General features: G+C 40.6%; 14 protein-coding genes and 3 pseudogenes. 11 read left to right on the top strand and 6 right to left on the bottom strand.

Annotated elements, in window-relative coordinates; translation table 11 throughout:
- Positions 1-48 precede the first annotated feature (48 nt).
- Positions 49-1,206, bottom strand: a complete 1,158-nt coding sequence (locus CWATDRAFT_RS11555) for an alpha-hydroxy acid oxidase (RefSeq protein WP_007305158.1) — start codon at positions 1,204-1,206, stop codon at positions 49-51.
- Positions 1,207-2,055: 849 nt separating this feature from the next.
- On the opposite strand from CWATDRAFT_RS11555, the gene CWATDRAFT_RS11550 reads away from it, so the two are divergent.
- Positions 2,056-3,330 (top strand): ATP-binding protein, encoded by a 1,275-nt coding sequence (locus CWATDRAFT_RS11550; RefSeq protein ID WP_198138976.1) that lies wholly within the window; start codon positions 2,056-2,058, stop codon positions 3,328-3,330.
- A 259-nt stretch (positions 3,331-3,589) separates the two neighbouring features.
- Here the strand turns inward: CWATDRAFT_RS11550 and CWATDRAFT_RS39725 are convergent, their stop codons facing one another.
- The 3 genes from CWATDRAFT_RS39725 to CWATDRAFT_RS11530 all read right to left on the bottom strand — a co-directional run bounded on the left by CWATDRAFT_RS39725 (position 3,590) and on the right by CWATDRAFT_RS11530 (position 8,433).
- Complete coding sequence (locus CWATDRAFT_RS39725) at positions 3,590-3,871, bottom strand: hypothetical protein (RefSeq protein ID WP_232287078.1); 282 nt, start codon at positions 3,869-3,871, stop codon at positions 3,590-3,592.
- 112 nt (positions 3,872-3,983) lie between these two features.
- Entirely contained in the window at positions 3,984-7,658 is a 3,675-nt protein-coding gene (gene metH / locus CWATDRAFT_RS11540; protein ID WP_007305156.1) for a methionine synthase, read from the bottom strand.
- Positions 7,659-8,037: 379 nt separating this feature from the next.
- Positions 8,038-8,433 (bottom strand): hypothetical protein, encoded by a 396-nt coding sequence (locus CWATDRAFT_RS11530; protein ID WP_007303423.1) that lies wholly within the window; start codon positions 8,431-8,433, stop codon positions 8,038-8,040.
- Positions 8,434-8,512: 79 nt separating this feature from the next.
- Here CWATDRAFT_RS11530 and CWATDRAFT_RS39720 point away from each other — a divergent pair.
- A pseudogene (locus CWATDRAFT_RS39720) lies at positions 8,513-9,847 on the top strand (transposase).
- Positions 9,848-9,976: 129 nt separating this feature from the next.
- Here CWATDRAFT_RS39720 and CWATDRAFT_RS11515 read toward each other — a convergent pair.
- Positions 9,977-10,156, bottom strand: a complete 180-nt coding sequence (locus tag CWATDRAFT_RS11515) for a type II toxin-antitoxin system HicB family antitoxin (RefSeq protein ID WP_007305155.1) — start codon at positions 10,154-10,156, stop codon at positions 9,977-9,979.
- A 300-nt stretch (positions 10,157-10,456) separates the two neighbouring features.
- On the opposite strand from CWATDRAFT_RS11515, the pseudogene CWATDRAFT_RS38505 reads away from it, so the two are divergent.
- The 9 genes and pseudogenes from CWATDRAFT_RS38505 to CWATDRAFT_RS11480 form a co-directional block, all read left to right on the top strand.
- Positions 10,457-10,567 (top strand): annotated as a pseudogene (locus tag CWATDRAFT_RS38505) (metallophosphatase); the annotation flags it as partial.
- 850 nt (positions 10,568-11,417) lie between these two features.
- Positions 11,418-13,194: pseudogene (gene ltrA, locus CWATDRAFT_RS11510) on the top strand (group II intron reverse transcriptase/maturase).
- Positions 13,195-13,266: 72 nt separating this feature from the next.
- Complete coding sequence (locus CWATDRAFT_RS38500; RefSeq protein WP_007305195.1) at positions 13,267-13,431, top strand: hypothetical protein; 165 nt, start codon at positions 13,267-13,269, stop codon at positions 13,429-13,431.
- A gap of 765 nt (positions 13,432-14,196) precedes the next feature.
- The gene (gene ftsZ / locus CWATDRAFT_RS11505) at positions 14,197-15,456 is read left to right on the top strand and encodes a cell division protein FtsZ (RefSeq protein WP_007305196.1); all 1,260 of its coding nucleotides are present in this window, start codon (positions 14,197-14,199) and stop codon (positions 15,454-15,456) included.
- A 376-nt stretch (positions 15,457-15,832) separates the two neighbouring features.
- A complete protein-coding gene (locus CWATDRAFT_RS11500) occupies positions 15,833-16,357 on the top strand; it encodes a flavodoxin (RefSeq protein WP_007305197.1) in 525 nt (174 codons plus the stop codon).
- A 112-nt stretch (positions 16,358-16,469) separates the two neighbouring features.
- Positions 16,470-17,129, top strand: a complete 660-nt coding sequence (locus CWATDRAFT_RS11495) for a TIGR00266 family protein (RefSeq protein ID WP_007305198.1) — start codon at positions 16,470-16,472, stop codon at positions 17,127-17,129.
- Between the two features lie 124 nt (positions 17,130-17,253).
- A complete protein-coding gene (gene hppD / locus CWATDRAFT_RS11490; RefSeq protein ID WP_007305199.1) occupies positions 17,254-18,414 on the top strand; it encodes a 4-hydroxyphenylpyruvate dioxygenase in 1,161 nt (386 codons plus the stop codon).
- 79 nt (positions 18,415-18,493) lie between these two features.
- Entirely contained in the window at positions 18,494-19,615 is a 1,122-nt protein-coding gene (locus CWATDRAFT_RS11485; RefSeq protein ID WP_007305200.1) for an iron-containing alcohol dehydrogenase family protein, read from the top strand.
- 59 nt (positions 19,616-19,674) lie between these two features.
- Complete coding sequence (locus CWATDRAFT_RS11480) at positions 19,675-20,151, top strand: Uma2 family endonuclease (RefSeq protein WP_007305201.1); 477 nt, start codon at positions 19,675-19,677, stop codon at positions 20,149-20,151.
- A 185-nt stretch (positions 20,152-20,336) separates the two neighbouring features.
- Here CWATDRAFT_RS11480 and petD read toward each other — a convergent pair whose 3' ends face one another.
- Complete coding sequence (gene petD / locus CWATDRAFT_RS11475; protein WP_007305154.1) at positions 20,337-20,819, bottom strand: cytochrome b6-f complex subunit IV; 483 nt, start codon at positions 20,817-20,819, stop codon at positions 20,337-20,339.
- Between the last annotated feature and the right edge of the window lie 108 nt (positions 20,820-20,927).

Genomic DNA, 20,927 nt, shown 5'->3' with positions numbered 1-20,927 from the left:
ACCTTTCAATTTTGATAATCATTATCCTGTGAAGTTCTTTACGCAGCTTCATCGTGAGGTATGAAAACGTAGATTACCTCTACTCAATTGATCGAGCTTGGTTACGCCCATCAATTTCATATCACGTTCAATTTCAGTGCGCATATTACCTAAAGCACGCTCAACTCCTGCTTGCCCAGCAGCGGCCAAGGCAAAAAGATATAATCGCCCACCTGAACAGGCTTTAGCCCCCACAGATAGAGCCTTAAGCACATGGGTACCGCGCTGAATACCACCTTCGCAAATGACATCAATTTTATCCCCAACAGCATCACAAATTTCTGCAAGTTGATCGAAGGGACTACGGCAACCATCAAGCTGACGGCCACCGTGGTTAGAAACCATAATACCAGTACAACCAATATCAACAGCACGCTTGGCATCTTCCACACTCATTATCCCTTTCAGTGCAAACTGCCCATTCCACTGGGAGCAGAGTTTTTCTGCATCCTTCCAATTCATGGATTGATCTAGCATGGTTGAAAAATAATCGCCAACAGAGACTGCTACATTCGTTCCCTGGGAGACATAGCCAGACAAATGGGGCATATCGAACTTTTCTTTTGTCAAAAAGTTCCAAGCCCATGTTGGGTGCGTCGCAAAACTCATTAAAGAGTCAAGGGTTAATTTTGGTGGGGAAGTAAATCCGGTACGCAAATCCCGTTCGCGATTACCACCAGTAATGGTATCGACGGTTAATGCCAAGACATTAAAGTTAGCTGCCCGTGCGCGTTCAAGCAAGGCATCATTCAAGCCCCGGTCTTTATGGAAGTAGAACTGAAACATCTTCGGCGTGTTTGTGATCTTGGCGATTTCTTCAACGGTTACTGTGGCCAGTGAAGACACCCCAAACATCGTGCCATATTCGGCCGCAGCCCTCGCAACTGCGCGCTCTCCTTCGTGATGAAAAAGGCGTTGCAATGCTGTGGGGGCGCAGTAGATAGGCATATCTAGTTTTTGCCCCATCACCTCAACTGACATATCCACATTTTCCACACCAACAAGCACGTTGGGAATAAGATCACAGTCTCCATAGGCTTCAGTGTTACGCCGATATGTCTGTTCATCATCGGCCGCTCCATCGATGTAATTAAAAATTGGCCCTGGTAGTCGGCGTTTCGCTAATGTTCGGAAATCCTGAAAATTGTGACAGTCATTTAATCTCATAAAATATCTCAGTGACAACTAATTATGGATAGGAACTGTGATGGGTCTACGTACAGACTGAAGCAGTCTTGAACCAAGTACGCTACGACTCCACCTCAATCACGACGTTGCTGATGTGGGTAATCAAGGTGCGGCCATCAGAGGGCATGATTTTGACATATCCACTAGAGATGCAATATTCCACAGCAGATGACTCCAGAGTTTGACTTGGAGAAATCAGTATTACCTTGACGTTTTCCAGATAATTAGTTGCATAGTGCTGGACGGAAGGCATTGACGTTTACCTCATTGATTTAGACAGCTTTCAGCCTATTATTGCATGAAGCGCAATGGTTATAGTTGGTCTCGGAGTTCTCCTGCAACCTTTTTAACTTTAAGGCAAGTAAATTCGGAAGGCTGAGGAGGACACTACAATCATAAAAATGAGAATGATAATCACTCTTAATAATAGCACTAGAACTCCATCGCTCGAACGAGAATCGCTAACGCTTTGTTTGATTCTTGGTTAGCAGAGAAACTCAGCGATCGCCTGCGGCACCATCAACCCCAGGGCAAATTTGAAGGACTGTTGAAGATTGTATTAAGAAAGCCGAACAACATCTGCTGAACAAGGCTAATATGAAGAAAAAAATAGTGATAAAATCCTAATTTGGGACACTATCAAGATATGACTCTTTGTAGTATGCCAAATTAGAGAGCTAAACTAACTATGCTCGGCATAAAACTCTATTATTTTTCTCTATGAATATATCTTTACCATCCCGATATGAAGATCTTGAAGAGGCTTATCGAGGTCGACTCAAACCAAACAATCCTCTAAATCAACTAATCCAAAAAGCAGTAAAGTCTATGTCTATATCGGGAGGAATTCGTTTCCTCCCGATATATGGTAAAAGCGGGTCTGGTAAAAGCTGTGCTTCACGGGAAATTGATAGGCATCTTCCGGAGACTCATGTTTTTCTACTTGATCGCGACGAGATTGAAGATGGGGACAAGCTTTTAGAAAGAATTCATAGAGAGAAAAGAAATGATAATGTCTGTCTTATTGGCGTAATTGATCAATTTGAAGAACAGGTTAGTGGCAAGGAAAATATACCATCGCAATTTATTGAAAAACTTAGTATTTATGATAGAAGTCATCTTAAAGATATTCCAACTTTATTTATTTGGTTGACAACTAATCGAGACTTCCAAAAGGAGCTTGAAAATAGTACTTCAAGAAATAGAAGGCTTCTATTAGAGAGCGATTTCGAGGTGTCAGGACCTTCGAGAGAAAGCTGGCCTTCAATAATTAAAGAGACATTTACATTCCATAACAGCGAAAAACCACTTGCTGACTATAACGTAGTGGAAAAAGATCTGTATGATATTTGCCAGGATGCATTAACAGTTGGTGAAGCTCTTGAGTCAGTAGGAGTATTGCTCAGTGAAAGAATTCCTTCCCTACAGGATCTTTCAGAATATCAAGTAATTCTAGTATGGCCAGTGGCTGATGGTACAAGGATGCAAAGAGTTCTTCAATTCTCCAGACCAAGAGAGGGATATCTGTTAAACTGGGACGCTTGGCAACGTGAATTAAATGCCCAAGATCGTGATACATTGCCTCTCCAAGAATATAATCGAACAAGGTTATACTTCGATGTGAGAATCGTTCCACTTAGAGTTGCAGATATTCATAAACTTTGTCAAAATCTGGATGATGATCCAGAAACGTTTTCAAAGACTTATATGCAATGGTTTCAGAACACACACCTTTATCAAATACTCTCTGGAAATTGGGATAACTACGATTACAGTCCCGTGAAAGAGCGAGAGTCACAACGATCCGAAGCTGCCAAAACATGGTATGCGTCAGTTACTAATCAACCGACAAAGATTGGTAGAAGACTATCTTTGATTTTAAAGGAATTAGGCGAGAATGCCACCTATGAAGAAGACATAAAATCAAAGTACTCTAAAGTTAGAGCAGACGTTTTTATCGAATCAAGTGATAGAAATCCAAAGAAGCAGATTTTAGAGCTAAAGGTATTCTCATCTCAAAATACCATGCCATCTTCAATCAAGGAGCAAGTTAAGATTACCCTGCGAAGACATGCTCAATTTGCAGGATTCATTTCAAGATAATAGGGAGATGAACCTTGGGCCTATAAGTCATTTGGAGTAGGCGATCGCCATCAATAATATTTTGCTTCAAGCGTCGGTCGAGCGGCAGATATGTTGATGTTGATCTTGCCCAGCACTAACCCCTGGCTGGAATTCATCCCAAGTCTTACGGACTTGATCGTAGCATTGAGGGGGTGTAATAGGTAGGTTTTTCAAGTAAAAGAACGTTGCTTGATCAAAAGACTCCAGCAACAATACAACCTCTGTTGTTGGATCATAATTATCGACAACTTCCAAAATGTGGGCAAATAAAGTTATGGGGCAAAATTGCAGTGTCAGGAGCCGCTAACCAGGTATTCAGGAACGGCGCAAGGCGAGAACGTCCGACAAAATGGGTTTTGAATGATTCTCCAGTAACACCCACCATCGCAGAATTCAGGCTACAGACGATCGCACCACGTTTTTGCCTGAGATGACCTGCCCAAGCATTATACCCAATGACCAGTAAATTACTGGCAATAAAATCTTGATGCCAATTCGATATATCGTTTGTTTGACTCATTAGAAATCTCTATTTTGAATTTAGGCTAAAGCAGCTATGCCGATGCAAGCGCAATTATCAAGAAAAATTAGGGGTCGGCTGGATTTCAAGGCGACCCCATTTTTAATCGCTCTTACGCACTAAAATATCTAGCTACAGGATGATAGCTTACAAAAGCAGTGGTGGATTGCTCGGGATAAAGCTGTTCGCTCTCATCGATGGATAACCCAATGCGATCGCAGCCCAATAATTGTAACTGTGGCACTTGATCCATCACCGTCGGACAAGCTGGATAGCCAAAACTATACCGAGAACCCTGATACCTCTGGGCTAATATATCGCGAATGTTATCTGGTTCTAAATCCCCATAACCTAATTCCCGACGAATCCTAGCATGACTCCATTCTGCTAAACCTTCGGCCAACTGCACCGCCATCCCGTGGAAATAGAGATAATCGGTATATTTGTTGTCTTTATAGAGTTCCTGTGCTTTCTCGGTGGAAATTTCTCCCATAGTCACTGCCTGCATAGGAAAGACATCAAATTCATTGTATTCCAGGGGGAGGATGAAATCAGAAATGCACAGCCTACGCCCGGATTTCTGACGGGGGAATGTCCAAGTGACAAACGGGGTTGCTGTTTTGGGTGTTAAACCCTGCTCAATAACACTAGGCTCGTAAACATGAACGGAATTGTCGATCGCGGCACAGGGAAAATAGCCATAAACTAGAGTAGGCTCTAACCATCGTTCTGTGCGAATTTTTTCTTTCCATTCTTCTAAGATCGGATTAACCTTTGATGCTAGGAACCAATCATATTCCTCGCGAGATTGCCCTTTCGGTTTACGGAATTGCCATTGGCCTGCGAACAGTGCTTGCAAATCCATGTACCAGAACAGTTCTTCTAAATCTAGATCGCCACTCTGAAGAATTTTCGTCCCCCAGAAAGGCGGGGTAGGACGTTCAATATCAATCGCCACATCTTCCGAGCGTTTGGTATCAATAACAATGGGTTCATCGGATTTCTTCCCATTACCATTGACTTCTCCATCGGATTTGGAAGCATCACCATTGGCTTCTCGCTCTGAATCTTCAATGGCCTTGCGTCCCTTTTGATTAAACTGAGCAAATTCCCCTGTAAAGCCTTCCGTATCCACCCAGGATTCCTGCTCTTTAGCTGGCATCAACCGGTCCATAAAGGTCAAATCGGCAAAAGCATCTTTACCGTAAATTACCTGCCCGTTATAAGTCTCTTGACAATCTCCATAGACAAATTTTGGGGTGAGTGCTGCACCGCCTAAAATCACTGGGACTGTAATCCCTTTAGCATTAAATGCGGAGAGATTATCTTTCATAAATGCTGTAGATTTCACCAACAAACCACTCATGGCAATACAATCAGGCTGATGCTGCTCATAGGCTTCGACGATGGCCTCAATGGCTTGTTTAATACCCAGATTGACCACCTTGTAACCATTATTGGTCAAGATGATATCCACCAGATTCTTCCCGATATCATGGACATCCCCTTTAACCGTAGCAATCAGGAATTTCCCTTTACCGCGATCTTCGTCTTCTCCTTCGATTTTTTCCATGTAGGGTTCGAGGAAAGCAACGGCAGATTTCATGGTTTCGGCTGACTGCAAGACGAAAGGCAATTGCATTTGACCAGAGCCAAACAGTTCCCCCACAACCTTCATGCCATCCAACAAGAAAGTGTTGACAATATCGAGTGCTTTATAACCGGCATCTAAACCGATCTTTAACGCATCATCCAATCCAATGCGCTCGCCGTCAATAATGTGTTGTTTCAAGCGTTGGTCTATGGGCAAATCTGCTAAGGAAGGACCGGATCTAGCATCCTTGGCACTCACCCCTGCAAAAATTTCTGTCAGCTTGGTCAAGGGATCATAAGTGCATATATCTCCTTCAAATTGGCGATTGTCATAAATCAAATCGCGACATACCTGTTGATGTTCTTCCTCAATCTTCGATAAGGGCAAAATCTTGGCTGCGGAGACAATGGACCCATCCATACCAGCTTTCATCGCTTCATTGAGGAAGACCGAATTTAAGGTGATACGAGTTGCTGGACTCAAGCCAAAAGAAATGTTAGAGACCCCGAGCATAAAATGAACACCGGGCAGATGTTCCCGAATCATTTTAATTGATTCGATGGTTGCTTTGGCATTTTCCCTATCCTCCTCAATACCAGTTGAAATGGGTAGGGCTAAGGTGTCATAGAAAATTTCATGGGGTGGAATGCCAAACTTGAGCGCGTCTTCATAAGCTCGTTTAGCGATCTCGAATTTTTTCTGGGCGGTTCTAGCCATTCCCTCTTCATCGATACAGCCGATGACAACCCCTGCGCCATATTCTTTTGCCAATTCCAGCACTTTAAAAAATCGCTCTTCTCCATCTTCATAGTTGGTGGAATTGAGCAAACATTTGCCCCCTGCAACTTTGAGGCCGGCTTCCATTTTGGTCCATTCGGTGGAGTCCAGCATCAGTGGCAGGGTGGTATTAGTCACCAGTCGCGATACCAGTTCTCGCATATCCCGTTCCCCATCACGCCCGACGTAATCTACGTTTACGTCCAGCATATGCGCGCCTTCTTTGACCTGGGATTTAGCGATCGCCAATAAGCCATCCCAATCATCTTCATTCAACAGGGTGCGGACTTTTTTGGAACCACTGGCATTTAATCGCTCGCCAACGATTAAAAAGGAATTATCCTGCTCATAGGTTTGGGCGGAATAAATGGAGGCTGCTGCTGGGGTATAAGAGATGGGTTCTCGAAGCTCACCCACGGCATTTTTTCGCACCGATCGCTCTTTTATTTGGGTGTGTTCTACAGCCTCGGCTAAAGCTTTAATATGTGCTGGCCGGGTACCGCAGCAACCACCGACAATCTGAACTCCATGTTCGGCAATGAACCCTGTCATGGCAGTTGTATATTCTTCGGGGGTCATTTTATAAACCGCCTGACCCCCAACATTTTCTGGTAGTCCGGCATTGGGAATACAGGAAATGGGGAAGGGGGAATTTTCTGATAGATATTGAATATGAGAGGTCATCAAATTGGGACCGGTGGCACAATTTAGACCCAAAATATCGATGGGGAAGGGTTCGAGAATTGCCAGTACCCCAGAGATATCTGTGCCTACCAACATGGTTCCTTGGATTTCCATAGTCACGGAAACCATTAAGGGGAGTCGTGAACCTTTTTTGGCAAATACGGCTTCAAAGGCACTCAATGCGGCTTTAATTTGCAGAACGTCTTGACAGGTTTCCACGATGAAGAGGTCGGCTCCCCCGTCAAAGAGTCCTTCTGCTTGCACCATGAAGCTCGATCGCAATTCATCATAGGTGATATGGCCGAGGGTGGGTAGTTTGGTTCCTGGACCGATGGAACCTGCGACAAATCTTGGTTTTTCGGGAGTGGTAAACTCATCGGCACAACGGCGAGCCAACTCTGCGGACTTTCTACTTAGCTCGTAGGCGCGATCGGCTAGATCGTACTCTGCTAGAACTAAGGGACTAGAGCCAAAGCTATCGGTTTCGACAACATCGGCCCCCGCTTTGAGAAAATTACGATGGACCCTGGCCACTGCTTCTGGCTTGGTGATTACTAAATATTCATTACAACCTTCGTATTCGGGTCCACCAAAGTCCTCGGCGGTCAAGTTTTGGGATTGGATGTTGGTTCCCATTGCGCCATCAAAGATTATCACTGGACGCTCTGGACTCTGGAGCCGTTCGAGAAATGAAGTCTTTAACTGAGGTTTGGGATTTTCAATACTTAGCATAAAAAGAAGTAATTGTTATAGTTTGTCTCGGACTTTTCCTGCAACCTTGTTATTTTTAACTCCAAAGCAGGTTTGTTTGGAAGGCTGAGGAGGATAACCTTGATAATGATTATCATTCTCAAGGTTAATATAACACAACAATGCTTGGTATTTATTTATAATTTCGTTTATATAAGCGTTCATCAGCACTTCACCCGTGTTGACATGGGTGGTAACGACTGTAATTAAACCATTGCAGTCGAATTTTTGGACTTTGGATAAAAACAATTGTTAGCGTAATTTTTACGCTAAACATATCTCCAAAGCTAAAATAGAGAATTAAGGTGATTTTAAAAACTCTCTTTCCATCTTTTTAGGGGATTTTAAATATTAAATAGCTTCATTCAGTTTCGGTTCCAATATAGATATCTAAGTAGCTTTCCGTTAGAGATTGAATGACTCGTTCTAATTCATCAATGAGATTTCTTCTAGTGAGTTTTTCTACAGCATCAATATGAGCAGAACTTCCGGCTCGTCCTAAATATTTATATTTGGTTTTTTTCTCATTATTAGTGGCCATAGGAAAAATTGATTCAGCAGCCTGTAGTTTATAATACCAGTAGATTGTTCCCTTTCGATTAACCTGATAACGAATAATATGACAATTAGCTGGTGCTACTTCCCCTTCCCGTTCAATTTTCTTTATTTTCTGTTTAAGAGAGCGAATTAGACTCTTAATTTGTTTGGCTCTCAGGTGGACATCTTGACTGGTCTTAAGTTCGGAATGTGATGACATTAGCCTTAACTATAACAAACAACCTCTTTTGATGTTAGCGTGTATATTCCGCTAATTTATAAGGTAATAAATTTTAAAAATGACCAAAAATGAAACGGCTACGTCTGTCGAGGAATTCCTGGTGTGGAGGTCTAACCTCTTCCAAGGACTAAAAGCTAGAAAAGAAACTATTATAGAATTACTCGATGCCCTCTCCAGTAACCAACAAGCTCACTCAGTCGTTGAATTGTCTCTCAATCCTTTATTTAGAAGAGATTATAACAGTTTATATAGAGGAATTCAATAGTTTTTACCCACTCAAACTGACCCTAATTATGAACAGAGAATTGAGACTTTATTTTCAGCGGTATCGAGAACAATTCCTCCCACTTCAAAACATTATAACTTATTTGGTATTGACACAACTCCCTGTCCACGACCGTTTGCCGAAACGTTAGCGGATAAAACCTTTATTCATTACCCCAATCCAATTAAGGGAAATAAACCCATTAATATTGGACATTGTTATTCCGTTGTCTGCGCTTTACCTGACCAAATAGACACAGAAAAAGTCCCTTGGGCTGTCCCCTTATCAGGAGAGCTAGTCCCCTCTAAACATAAAGGAGTAAATCAAGGCAATCAACAACTAAAAAAAATCTGGCAAAGTTCTTTATTTTCTGATAAATTATCTGTCTTAGTGGCTGATAGTGACTACAGCCAAAAGGATTTTATTGGGGAACAAGTTAAGCATAAAGACGTAGTTACTATTACAAGAGTTAGAAGTGACCGAGTTTTTTATCGTCAATTTATTCGGGACCCAAATCAAGCCAAGACTTCGGGACATCCCCGTTGGTATGGGGATAAATTTGACCTTAAAGATGACCAAACTTGGACTGAACCTGATGAAGTTCATCATGTTCCCTTTACAACGAAAAAAGGTCGTCAATTAACAGTGACTATTTAGGGATGGAAACAGATGTTAATGAGAGGAACTAAAAACTATAAAATGAACAATCACCCCTTTACTTTATCGTTACTAGCTGAGAAACCTCAACATGGATATCAATTAATAAAAGAAATAGAAAATCGTTGGGGAGGATTTTATCGTCCGAGTCCTGGGTCAGTTTATCCTACCCTTCAACAACTCGAAGAGAGAAACTATCTAACCAGTCAAGAGGTTGAAGGGAAAAAAGTTTATAGCATTACAGATAGTGGAGAACAGCTACTGGCTCAACAGCCCTCATCTGCTGAGACCCTAAACAAATCGGAAGAACAACCAAAATTAATAGAGCTAAAAATGACCTTGAGAGACTTACAAGAAGTTATCATGCAAGTAACGCGAAGTGATAAAAGCAAGAATATTGATAAAGTGTTATCAAGTCTAAAAAAGCTAAAAAAAGAAATTTATTTAATGTTAGCAAATGAAGAAGACTAAATAATGCGATCGCTTGATTTTCGGGACTCCTACTGTAGCGCAACATTTAGAAAAGCGATCATTCTATTTTTGGGGGTGTTACTAAAGCGCAATAGTAAAAAAGACGATCGCTGAGGAGTGATCCTCTTTTCATGAACAATGATCGCAATATTCTTCTAATATCATGGCAAAAACATTATCTAATTCTGCTCGTGCTGCTTCTGAAGTTTCACCCCAAGCGTGACAGCCTTTAATAGCAGGAACATAAGCAACAAATGTATTATTGTCATCGGGACGAATAACAATTGTGTAATCTTGCAGGGACTTCATTGGTTAGTTAATTTTTTCAAAATAGCATACTTAATAAATGTTGCTACATTTGTTAAGTAATATTCACGGGCAATAAATTCCCCGTGTTGCGCTACATCTCCCACTTAAAAGATGGGAGCTTTGCGCTGTCCGTCTTTTTCTGTAAAGAAGCGATCGCATTCATCAATCCTCTAAACCATTCATTCGATTTCATACATACTTTTGATTTACCAATGGCAATCTACATATACTAATTTTATCACTTTGTTCTGGTGTAAGTATTTGATATAATAATTATCATTATCAAAAATAAGCAGATCCATGTGGGCAATTTTAAGCGGAATTGAAGGAAATATCGCAGCTTACGAGGCAGTATTAGCAGATATCAAACGCCAACGCATCCCCGTAGAAGGATTGTATATTTTAGGGGATAGTGCGATTCGTTGAGCTAGAAAGCTGACATCCAAGTATATTACAAGGATACAGCGTGTAGCTCGTTCAAGAGCCTTTTAAAAGGTAATCCAAAGGTTAAATGACCAATCACCCTCCGAAGAATCACCCTCCGAAGAGAAAACAAAGCCTAGAGCGCATTCTTTAAAAGGGGTAAATACGAAGGTCGAATGGGTAAAACAACACCCAACAAAGCAATAACTAATAAAGTTTACATAACTTAATTAGTTATTACCGAACTAGCTAAGTAGGGATAACCGAACAGCCAATGAACCTGGAAACTTGAATAACTGTTGGTTTGTTGGCAGAAAGGAGCCACACTCGGAATCAAGGGATAACTCATCCCAAGAGTGACGACGTAACCCTCCGTTTTGGAATTAGTAAACCCAGGATGGAAGCAGGGTTAAAAGGAGAACCCGTCATGAAACAGCATTTCGGAGTCGTTCTTTAAGTCAATCGGTCATGGTTAAACATTACGTTGAATCATCGTCCTGAACCCTCATGAATACTATAAGTAGCCAAATCTGTTTGATAGGCTGCGTTCAAAAGAACAAGGTGAAAAGTGGAGAGTTTGTCCCCTCATCCACACAGATTCCTAAAAATAACCTGGGGGAGAGATGAAACCTAAAACCGATATACCCAAATCAACGGAACGAATTAAGTCCATGATTTCTCTTACCATCAGGTCGATGATGTAAGTAGTGACAAACTTAAGCGCAAGGGTCATGGATGTGAGAAGCAATAAGAAGCAAATGCCTACTTGTAATGAGTACGGATAAGCTGACGTATTGCTGGTTAATTAGAAGAAATAGTCTCTATTAGAGGTAGTTAAATGTCGAATGCGAGTATAACCAAGACTACGCCAGAATGGAACACAATCAACTGGGCAAAAGTCCAGAGGAAAGTGTTTAAGCTTCAAAAAAGAATATTTCAAGCTGTTAAATCAGGTAATAAAGTTAAAGCTAAAAAGCTTCAGAAGTTACTGTTAAAGTCACACTACGCAAAGCTCCTAGCCATACGCAAAGTGACCCAAGACAACCAAGGCAAGAAAACTGCTGGAGTTGATGGGATAAAGGCATTACGCCCCAACCAAAGACTAAAGCTAATTAAAGAACTTACCTTAAAAGGTTACAAAGCAAAGGCACTTCGACGGGTTTGGATTCCTAAGCCTGGAAGAGAAGAAAAACGTGGACTGGGAATACCAACCATGAAAGACAGAGCGATGCAAGCCTTGGTTAAATCAGCCTTAGAACCATATTGGGAAGCCCAATTCGAGGGAACATCTTATGGTTTCCGTCCAGGCAGAAGCGCACATGACGCTATCGGTAGAATATACTCTGGAATCAATCAATGTTCCGGTGGTAAATATGTCTTAGATGCCGATATAGCAAAATGCTTCGATAAGATTAACCATGAGTACCTACTGTCCAAAGTAGATTGTCCATATCTCATCAAAAGAATCATTAAACAATGGTTACAAAGCGGGGTAATGGACAATGGTGTATTTGAGGAAACCGATTCAGGAACACCTCAAGGTGGTGTAATAAGTCCCTTGTTGGCTAACATTGCACTACATGGAATGATAAATGACACAATGAACAAGTTTCCCAAATCCTTTTACAGAAATGGGAAACAAGTGAGGGATAATCAACCCAAAATCATCCGATACGCAGATGACTTCGTAATTATACATAACGAATACGAAGTCATCCTACAATGTAAAGAAATAATTGCACAATGGTTAAAAAAGGCTGGACTGGAACTAAAACCAGAAAAGACCTCCATCAGACATACCTTAAAAAGTATTGAACACGATGGACAAACCGTTGACCCTGGTTTCGATTTTCTTGGATTCAACATCAGGTCATATTCAAAGGGAAAGCACCGTTCAGGTAAAACCCCACGTGGCAAGATAATAGGAAGCAAGACACTAATCAAACCAAGCAAGAAAAAAATACTAGCTCACCACGAGGCTTTAAAAGAGGTCATTAAAGACAATAAAAAAGCCCCACAAGCAGCATTAATCGCAAGATTAAATCCCATAATACTAGGATGGTGTAACTACTATCGAACGGTCGCAAGTAAGGAAACATTTGCATCCGAAAACAACGTACTATGGAATATGCTAAGAGCTTGGACAGTTAACAGGAAAAAGAAAAAAACACCATTGTATGAAGCCCTTAGAAAATATTTCTCATACGGAAAGTACGGAAAATGGACGTTTCAAACAGAAGAAGCAGTCCTCTACTATCATGCCGAAACGGAAATAAAGAGACATCAATTGGTTAAACCTGACGCATCACCTTATGACGGAAACTGGACTTACTGGAGTAAAAGACGGGGAACATATACCGGGACACCAGCTAGAGTATCAAGACTCTTAAAGAAACAAAAAGGTATATGCCCTCAATGTAAGCAACACTTCACACCTGAAGACTTGATAGAAGTTGACCACATTATCCCTAAATCGAAAGGTGGTTTGGATACATACAACAATCTTCAAGCTCTACATCGTCACTGTCATGAGGCCAAAAGCAAAAATGACTACCTCTATGATTGGCACTTATAATGGCTATGAATGGAAAGACGATGTATTAACAGTACCCTAGACAAGGGACTAATTGCCGAGAGCCGTGTGAGGTGAAAGTCTCACGCACGGTTCGGACTGGGAGTCGTGGTAGGTGACTACCACTTCGACCCCTAATCAAGCTTATTTCCGTGGTGAGCAGACCAAAACCATCCACGAAAGAAACTGGAATTCTGAGGAATTTGAAACATTAGCTCAATCTGTTACAGGGAAAGACATAGATAGCGATCGCGTTCCTGGGTTCTTGGTGGATGCTTAGAAGAAGTTCAAAGCAATTAAAGCTAGGGTTGAGAGGGGAGATGGCAATACTGCTCGGCCCGCGAAAAATCGTCTGCTGAGACAAGCAGGGGGAGCAGGGGATGCTTTCTTGAGCAGAGGGAGAAAATGTGACTTCCTCTTCTGCCCCCGACCCCTCCTCTGCCTCCTCTGCCTCTCTTAACTAGAGCGTTTCGAGCAAAACCTACGCAGTATTGGGGGAGATGGGGGAGCAGAATATTAATATTGTTTCTAGTCTTCCCACCCTTTCCACAGTCCCCACACCCCCTATTTCATTAAACCCCGCCCTTAAAGGCGGGGTTTAACTTAACCAGAAATTAAAGTTTCTAGAGAGGTCAGAACATCTGTGTTGGCGGTAGTATTTTGGTGAACTCGCATAGAAAATTTGTCAAAATAAACCCAATAATCTACTATTCATAGTAGGCGTTCAACTATTCCAAGCCCTGATATAATAAATGACCTTATAGATAAATTACCAATCCAAGTATTAACTAACGTTACTCTACCCGCATTTCTCACAAACTGATCAGTAATCAGCTAGAGGTTAGAGGTGGCTTATTTTTCAAGCGATCGCTTAAAATGGCACACTGTTATTTTTTACTCGCCCCTCAAATCAAGGTTAAACTCAGACTAAATAATGGTTTGAAGTTTAGCGATCGCAGAATTTGTGAGAAATGCGGGTCTAGGTTAAACTAATTTAGATTATGCTAAATTTTTGAACTAAAATAATTAACCCCCGCCAATTACAATGATTCCTAGTGATAAACTAACTCGCGATCATTCCAGTCTGAATAACACCGAATCTACCGAGACTATAAATGCTGTGGACAGCTATCAGCGACAGAGCAGTGCTGTCACTTTTTCCCAAGTGAATGACCCCCCGGAAGAACCTGGGCAAGAAAGTAGGAGAGATGTAATCGTGCCAAATAGTATTGCCAGAATCAAAGTCATTGGGGTTGGTGGTGGCGGCTGTAATGCTGTTGACCGCATGATCGAAAGTGACCTAATGGGGATTGAGTTTTGGACAATGAACACCGATGCTCAAGCTCTCACCCAGTCTTCTGCCCCTCATCGCCTACAAATAGGCAGAAAATTAACCAAGGGGTTAGGGGCCGGGGGTAATCCCAATATTGGCAAAGAGGCCGCCGTTGAGTCCCGTGATGAAATCGCCGAAGCCCTTGAGGATACAGATTTAGTCTTTATTACTGCTGGCATGGGTGGAGGTACAGGAACCGGGGCTGCTGCAATTGTGGCTGAAATTGCCAAAGAAAGGGGCTGCTTAACCGTTGGCGTTGTTACTCGTCCCTTTACCTTTGAAGGGCGACGACGTATGGTACAAGCGGGTCAAGGTATTAGCGATCTACAAAATAACGTTGACACCCTGATTATTATCCCCAACAACCAATTATTACAAGTTATTTCCCCAGAAACTCCCCTAAGAGAAGCGTTCCTTGCTGCTGATAATGTCCTCAGACAAGGGGTGCAAGGGATTTCCGATATTATTACGATTCCTGGTTTAGTCAATGTGGATTTTGCCGATGTTCGTGCGGTTATGGCCGATGCAGGATCTGCCTTGATGGGTATCGGTATAGGATCTGGTAAATCTCGGGCTAATGATGCGGCTTCATCTGCTATTTCCTCTCCCTTGCTAGAACATTCAATTCAGGGGGCAAAAGGAGTGGTTTTCAATATCACTGGTGGTCATGATCTGAGTTTACACGAAGTTAATACCGCAGCCGAAACCATTTTTGATGTAGTTGATCCCGATGCTAATATCATTTTTGGTGCGGTGATCGACGAACGGGTTCAAGGAGAGGTGATCGTTACAGTGATCGCTACTGGGTTTAGTCCTGAGGTAGAAAATGCCCCCAATAATCAAACTACGTCAACTCCCACCCGTAGTATATCTACTCCCAATCCCCCGAAGAAGGAAGAAGAAGCACCCCCTAAACCAGCAGGATTAGATATCCCTCCTTTTTTACAAGATCGACGTTTTCCTCGAGGATAAAGACAAAATTAAACTATAAAGTCCAACTCAAACAGGGTTCAACAGCTATTGAACCCTGTTTTAATTGATAAAAAACAACTTTAGTATGCTTTTCTTAGTAATTTGTAATATTTAGTGATTTATTTTTATAAAGAGTTCTGAGACATTAATTATTAAAAGTTAATATTTAGATTGTTAGTAACGTTCCAACAATTGTCTCGTAAAATAAAAAAAATTGCAAGTACAACGGATACAGATTTTCTTCAATCTAGTAATTATATTCAAGAATAGAGAGGAAATGATTTGTCAACTTATTGGAGTTCTTTGTTGTTAAAAACTTGAACCTCAAATTCCATCTGTTTGTTTAGGTCTACACAAGAAATCAGGAGTCTTGATCATGGCTAAAATTGGCATTTTTTACGGAAGTACCTCGGGAATCACCGAAGAAATTGCTACCACCATACGGGAAAAATTAGGGGAAGAGGAATGCGATCTCTATAGCATGGAAGACGATTTTGACGAATACGATCAACTTCTAGAATATGATTACCTATTATTGGGTTGTTCCACCTGGGGAGCAGGAGACGTACAAAACGATTGGCGTGATCCCCTATTTGAAATGGAATTGGAAAAACCTGATTTTAGCGGTAAAACCATCGCTTTGTTTGGTGCCGGGGATCAAGTGGATCATGGAACCGAATTTGTCAGCGCATTGGGTAAAATGTATAACCACTTCAAAACCTTGGGAGCTACCCTAGTAGGAGAATTCCCCAATGAAGGCTATTCATTTGAGTATTCCTCAGCCCTAGTTGATGATAAATTTGTGGGACTTCCCATCGATGAAATCAACCAAAGTGACAAAACCGAAGAGAGAATTGACCAATGGGTGGAATCCATACGTCCTATCTTTTTGGATGACTAGAGCTATCATTTCATCTAAAATCGATTAACATAGGGACTGGAGAGAATTCTTGTCGAGAATTGCTCTTATTGTCCCTTTTTTGATGGACTGATAATTTCTTGATCCTTAGCCAGTGCTGTTTAAAGTCCGTTGTCGCCCTGCTTTTGCTGCTTTATTTGTTACCCTCAAACCAGAAGAAACCATAACAGTTAAGACTGATTCTATTATCAGTATGGACGGAAAGGTAACAGTCAAGACCAAGTTTTTTGGGTTTTGGTTATTCGCCTTATTGAGAAAATGTTTTGGCGGAACAGATGTTTTTGTGGATTATTTGATCAATGAGAAAGACTATCCCATAACAGTGGTATTGAGTCAGACAACCATTGGGGATATTGAACGCATCGACTTATCAGAAGGATCGATTTGTTTACAACCAGGGGTGTTTTTAGCCTATACCAAAGGGGTGAAAATCAAAAATCACTGGGCCGGGTTTGGCAGTTGGTTAGCAGGAGAAGGTTTATTCAAAACTAAGTTGAAAGGAAAGGGCAGGGTATTTATTGCCGCTTATGGGGGAATCATCAAACAAACCGTTTATCAAGACTTGGAGATGTCTCAGGGACATCTGTTGGCTTATACTTCTAAGACAAGCTTAAAATACACCAAACAAGAAGAAAAAGTTAATCTTACTGTTTCAGCATTGAAATCTAAAAAGGGACGAACCCAAGGTGCTTTAATCTACTATCAATCTCGTAATCTTCAGGGATTAATTAATTATCTTCGTTCTCTGGTTTAAGGTCTGATTTTGTCCCTGTTTTTTAATTTATTCTTAATCTTTCTTGCTTAACCATTAAGTTGCTCAGTTCAGATAAAATCAATTATCATTGTCATTGGAATTATTTTTTACATATATTGCTCTGATGACTTCTTTCGCAACTAATATCATTTTCAAAGAAAAGATTAACCAAGAAACAAACATAGAAATTGATCACATTCATTTATATGTAAAAGATACAGTTTACTGGACAGAATGGTTTATTAATGTCATGGGTTTTTGCTCCATTGCTGGTGGAAGTAATGAGCATACAAAGACAGAAATTGTCAAAACAGGAGATGAGGAAAACCCGATTATTTTTGTTATTTCTTCTCCTCTATCTTCCCAAAGTCCTGTTGCTAAATATTTAGACATTCATCCTCCTGGGGTTGCTGATGTTGCTTTTAAGGTCAATAATTTACAAAAGGTAATCACAAAGTATAATCGTTTTAACCAAGGAATTAAAGGAACAATAGAAGAAATAAAATATGCTCAAGGTTGTTTAAAATGGAGTCATATTTCTTGCCAAAGTAAATTGAATCATACCCTCTTTGAGAGAAGGGGATATACGCCAATTTTACCCAAAACTTGGCTTAAAGAAAGACAAGTTAACAGAGCCAATAAAAATAACTTTTTAGCATTAGATCATCTGGTATTAAATGTAGCTAAAGGCGAGATAGAATCAACTATGACCTGGTACGAGAAAGTTTTAGGATTTAAAAAGAAACAATTTTTTAAAATAGAAACTCCTCGTTCAGGGTTATCTTCTCAAGTGATGTTTCATCCTGTGGGAAATATACAATTACCTATCAATGAACCTATATCTAATAACTCTCAAATTCAAGAATTCTTGGATGCTAATAATGGTTCAGGTATTCAACATATTGCCCTAAGAACGAATAAAATTACTGAAGTAACACAACAATTACGCCAAAATGGTCTAACTTTTTTAAGCATTCCTAATACTTACTATGAAGAATTATCTAAAATTAATTTATATTTTAAATTTACTCCTGAAGAATGGCAAACAATTGTTAAAGAAAATATCTTATTAGATCGAGAAGAAATAAACGAAGAAGGATTATGGAAAGAAAATCATCCTTTGCTCTTACAAATATTTACCCAACCCATCTTTGAGCAACCCACTTTCTTTTTTGAAATCATCGAAAGAAGACGACAAGCAAGAGGTTTCGGGGAGGGGAATTTTCGGGCATTATTTGAAGCCATTGAAAGAGAACAAAGGAAACGAGGAACCCTAATCAACTAATTAAAAAATCTGGAAACATTCTCTTTGAGATAATTTGTTACCCTAAAATTAGATAATACTCTTTGTTTATAGTCATCGAATGCCAACAAAAACCACTAAAATTACTCCAGTTACCACCAAGCTTAATTCCTTATTTGTTTCCCCAACTCAGGTAATTCAAGGTGAGGGGATTATATCCCAAGCAGGAAAAGGTATCTCTCGTTTGGGTAAGCGTCCTTTACTGGTGGGGGGTAAGCAAACCCTTGAGCTAATCTCAGCACATTTAAAGCCCATTTTCAAACAATTTAAGTTAACAGCAGCGTTTGATAGCTACGCCCCTGACTGTTCGGAAACTTCCCTAAAAAACTTGACCGAAGCTACCCAAAATCATCAAGCTGATTTGATTATTGGTGTTGGTGGAGGAAAAGCTCTTGATACGGCTAAATTACTCGCTTATCAGCAACAATTACCCATTGTTACCATTCCCACCTCTGGGGCAACTTGCGCCGCTTGGACAGCCCTTTCTAACGTCTATTCTAACCAGGGGGCATTTCAATACGATGTGCCATTATCCCGTTGTCCTGATTTACTAATTTTGGACTATAACCTAATTAAAGCAGCCCCGAAAAGGACTTTAGTGGCCGGTATTGGTGATGCGATCGCCAAATGGTATGAAGCTTCTGTTAGTAGCGGCCAGTCTGAGGCCACCCTCACCATTGCTGCGGTACAACAAGCGAGGGTATTACGGGACATTCTCTTACAAAAGTCGGTTAAGGCTTTGGATAAGATAGGAGGAGAAGACTGGCGAGAAGTGGTCAACGCTACGGTACTGTTAGCTGGTGTTATTGGTGGGTTAGGAGGGGCAAACTGTCGCACTGTGGCAGCCCATGCTGTCCATAACGGCCTAACCCATATTCCCGCAGCACATCACGCCTTACACGGGGAAAAGGTGGCTTATGGGATCTTAGTTCAATTACGTCTAGAAGAGATGATACAGGGGAATAAATTAGCGGCCACATCTCGACAACAATTGTTAAAATTTTATGAAGAAATTGGCTTACCCAGAAGTTTAGAAGATTTAGGTTTATCTCAAGTAACTTTAGAAGAATTACGTCAGGCGGCCATAGTCACTTGTCATCCTAATTCTGATATTCATCGTTTACCGTTTAAGGTATCCCCAGAACAATTATTATCGGCAATGGTATCTACTGTAGGGGCATAACAATTACAGGTGTATTACGCTAGGCTAATACACCCTACAATTAGTTTAGGTGAAAAATTATGAAATGGGAAGAAGTTTGTGAACATAAACAGTTACAAGATTTACCATTTAAGATTGAATTGAATAAATGGGGACAAATTATAATGAGTCCAGTCAAGATTAAACATTCTTTTTATCAAGGAAGAATTCAACGTTTACTAGAATCTTTATTGGACAGAGGAGAAGTGATGCCAGAATGTGCTATTAATACTTCTGATGGGGTTAAAGTTGCTGATGTAGTCTGGTGTTCAGAGGAAAGATTTGATATTATTCAAGATGAAACATCTGCTTCTATTGCACCAGAAATTTGCATAGAAGTTAAATCAGTTGGTAATAGTTTAGATGAATTACAATTTAAGAAAAAGTTGTATTTAGAAGCTCAAGCTTTGGAAGTTTGGTTATGCGATGAAGAGGGTCAAATAAAATTTTATAATCAACAAGGTGAATTAAATCAATCTGTATTAGTTCCTGGGTTTCCTAAGCAAATTAAAAAGTAGGAACAAGAAAGTTAAAAATTGTCTTTTGGAAATTGACGCATTAGCTTTCTTTTCATAAAATCTGTCCTTGAAAATAAAATTATCTTACTTCTTTTTTCCCAAAATAATAAGTTACCTGCGATCGCATTTTCCAAAACAGGAATAAAAACAATCACAGGCAAGAAAACTAAGTTTTCTGGTTATGCTTAGAATAAGCCTAAAGTTAAAGACTCATCAATGGGGAAAGTAGCACCGACACCCAACCATAAGGTAACCACGGTTCCAAATAGGAAAACTGCGGTAGCAACGGGACGACGGAAGGGGTTTTGGAACTTGTTGACACCTTCGATGAAAGGAACCAACATTAAACCCAGAGGAATAGCACCTTGACAAGCAATTCCGAGTAACTTGTTAGGAAGAACCCGTAAAATTTGGAAAACGGGGTATAGATACCATTCGGGTAAGATTTCCAGGGGAGTAGCAAAAGGATTAGCAGGTTCTCCCACTAAAGCGGGATCAAGTACCGCTAAACCAGTTAATAAACCAATGGTTCCGAAGATAACTACGGGGAACACATAGAGTAAGTCATTAGGCCAAGCAGGTTCACCGTAGTAATTGTGTCCCATTCCTTGAGCTAACTTAGCGCGCAATTTAGGATCGCTTAGATCTGGCTTTTTTTCGATTGCCATTTATTGATTTCTCCTTATTTACATATTTAGGATCAGCAGGACTTTCGTCCAAGGATGGATAATCAGTGATTAATTATGCAACATTTTCTGATAATTAACTGTTCACTG

This window comes from Crocosphaera watsonii WH 8501, assembly GCF_000167195.1.
Lineage (GTDB): Bacteria > Cyanobacteriota > Cyanobacteriia > Cyanobacteriales > Microcystaceae > Crocosphaera > Crocosphaera watsonii.
The sequence above is the reverse complement of the archived record's forward strand: the minus strand, read 5'-3'. Positions and strand labels throughout refer to the sequence as shown.

Excerpts from the sequence above, each read along its gene's own strand:
- CWATDRAFT_RS11555 (WP_007305158.1), bottom strand. The coding sequence starts at position 1,206 with ATGAGATTAAATGACTGTCACAATTTTCAGGATTTCCGAACATTAGCG.
- CWATDRAFT_RS11550 (WP_198138976.1), top strand. The coding sequence starts at position 2,056 with ATGTCTATATCGGGAGGAATTCGTTTCCTCCCGATATATGGTAAAAGC.
- CWATDRAFT_RS39725 (WP_232287078.1), bottom strand. The coding sequence starts at position 3,871 with ATGAGTCAAACAAACGATATATCGAATTGGCATCAAGATTTTATTGCC.
- metH (WP_007305156.1), bottom strand. The coding sequence starts at position 7,658 with ATGCTAAGTATTGAAAATCCCAAACCTCAGTTAAAGACTTCATTTCTC.
- CWATDRAFT_RS11530 (WP_007303423.1), bottom strand. The coding sequence starts at position 8,433 with ATGTCATCACATTCCGAACTTAAGACCAGTCAAGATGTCCACCTGAGA.
- CWATDRAFT_RS11515 (WP_007305155.1), bottom strand. The coding sequence starts at position 10,156 with ATGAAGTCCCTGCAAGATTACACAATTGTTATTCGTCCCGATGACAAT.
- ftsZ (WP_007305196.1), top strand. The coding sequence starts at position 14,197 with ATGATTCCTAGTGATAAACTAACTCGCGATCATTCCAGTCTGAATAAC.
- CWATDRAFT_RS11500 (WP_007305197.1), top strand. The coding sequence starts at position 15,833 with ATGGCTAAAATTGGCATTTTTTACGGAAGTACCTCGGGAATCACCGAA.
- hppD (WP_007305199.1), top strand. The coding sequence starts at position 17,254 with ATGACTTCTTTCGCAACTAATATCATTTTCAAAGAAAAGATTAACCAA.
- CWATDRAFT_RS11485 (WP_007305200.1), top strand. The coding sequence starts at position 18,494 with ATGCCAACAAAAACCACTAAAATTACTCCAGTTACCACCAAGCTTAAT.
- CWATDRAFT_RS11480 (WP_007305201.1), top strand. The coding sequence starts at position 19,675 with ATGAAATGGGAAGAAGTTTGTGAACATAAACAGTTACAAGATTTACCA.
- petD (WP_007305154.1), bottom strand. The coding sequence starts at position 20,819 with ATGGCAATCGAAAAAAAGCCAGATCTAAGCGATCCTAAATTGCGCGCT.